The organism is Plesiomonas sp. (genome assembly GCF_051650925.1).
Classification (GTDB): domain Bacteria; phylum Pseudomonadota; class Gammaproteobacteria; order Enterobacterales; family CAMTGL01; genus Plesiomonas.
The window spans coordinates 1-1301 of record NZ_JBOFRH010000339.1 but is presented as its reverse complement, the minus strand read 5'-3'; the positions used below and the strand labels follow the sequence as shown (position 1 = coordinate 1301).

At 51.2% G+C, this 1301-nt stretch carries 2 protein-coding genes; one reads left to right on the top strand and one right to left on the bottom strand.

The window, feature by feature from the left end; all coding sequences use genetic code 11:
• Window positions 1–659: alpha-amylase family glycosyl hydrolase (locus tag ACRC27_RS07890; protein ID WP_438639600.1), on the top strand; the 659-nt coding region annotated here is incomplete at its 5' end.
• A gap of 130 nt (window positions 660–789) precedes the next feature.
• On the opposite strand, the gene ACRC27_RS07885 is transcribed toward ACRC27_RS07890, so the two are convergent.
• Window positions 790–1266 carry an ecotin gene (locus tag ACRC27_RS07885; RefSeq protein ID WP_152136234.1) on the bottom strand — a complete coding sequence of 159 codons (477 nt, stop codon included), beginning with the start codon at window positions 1264–1266 and terminating at the stop codon, window positions 790–792.
• Window positions 1267–1301: the final 35 nt, after the last annotated feature.

Genomic DNA, 1301 nt, shown 5'->3' with positions numbered 1-1301 from the left:
ATGGATTACAAGGCACGCCGTATATCTATCAAGGCGAAGAGTTGGGCATGACAAATCCGGGTTATCAGCAAATTGATGATTATCAGGACGTGGAAAGCCACAATATTTTTGCCATCAAACAGGCGCAGGGGATGGATGATGCGCAGATTTTGGCGATTTTAGCCGCGCGCTCGCGTGATAACTCGCGTACGCCAATGCAATGGAGCGCGGATGCTAATGCCGGTTTTACCCAAGGTTCGCCGTGGTTAAAACCTGCCGCCAACTATACCGAGATTAACGCGGTTGCGGCGAAAGCCGATCCGGATTCGGTATTCTGGCATTACCGCGATTTGATTCGCCTGCGTAAAGCGCATCCGATCTTCACGCATGGTGACTATCAAGAGTTGCTGCCTGAGCACCGCCAAATTTGGGCTTACACTCGCCAGTGGCAAGGGAAGACGCTGTTGGTGGTGAGTAATTTCTATCGTGAGCCGGTAGATTTTGTGTTGCCAAGTCACCTTGGCGGGCAGAATGCTGTTCCTGTGCCGCCAATCATGCAGTCAGTCACGCCGTCACATAGCCAACTTTTACTCAGCAACTATGCAGATACCCCAACGCAGCCACAAAGCGGTCAATTACGCCCGTATGAGTCGGCGATCTGGTTGATTGAATCGGTTTAAGTGGTGTGGGTGAGACGATAAAAACAGAGCCGGTCTAGTTGGTTAGGGAAACTAGACCGGCTCGTTAAAATCACGGGTCATGCGTTCAGCGAGCGTATTTGCGCTATGAAGCATGACTCGTGCGGCATAATTAGCCTTGTGGCATAACGGTGGCGTCAGGTGCGGCGCTCCAGACGCGGTAGCGAACTTCTGCCCCTTCAGGTGCATACACCACGATTGGCAGACGGCTGTTGTAGCGGATCAGGTATGGCTCACCGCCTAAGGAAACAAAGCGCGTCACTTTCGGTGCATTGCTGTCTACCGCCATCAGCGTGCCAGCCATTGGGCCTAAGTTGCTTACCACGTAGCGTGGGAAGCCCCATCCATCAATAATCTGTTCTTCAATTTTGCCGGTGAAGAAATAGGTATTCGCTTTATCCACTTGCGCGTTTTTGCCCACAATCAGCTGTACTTTGAAGTCGGCTTCATTGCTGCGAGTCGGCAGTTGTAAAACATGTCTGACTTGGCCGGCCTCTGCAGGCGGGAACGCTTTCATATTGTCTGCTGCATGGGCTGGCAGAATGGAAGAAGCAAGTAACACAGCCATGGCGGAAAATAATTTTTTCATGTTAAAGCCTTATACAAAACAGAAGAGGGGATACC

Excerpts from the sequence above, each read along its gene's own strand:
- ACRC27_RS07885 (WP_152136234.1), bottom strand. The coding sequence starts at position 1,266 with ATGAAAAAATTATTTTCCGCCATGGCTGTGTTACTTGCTTCTTCCATT.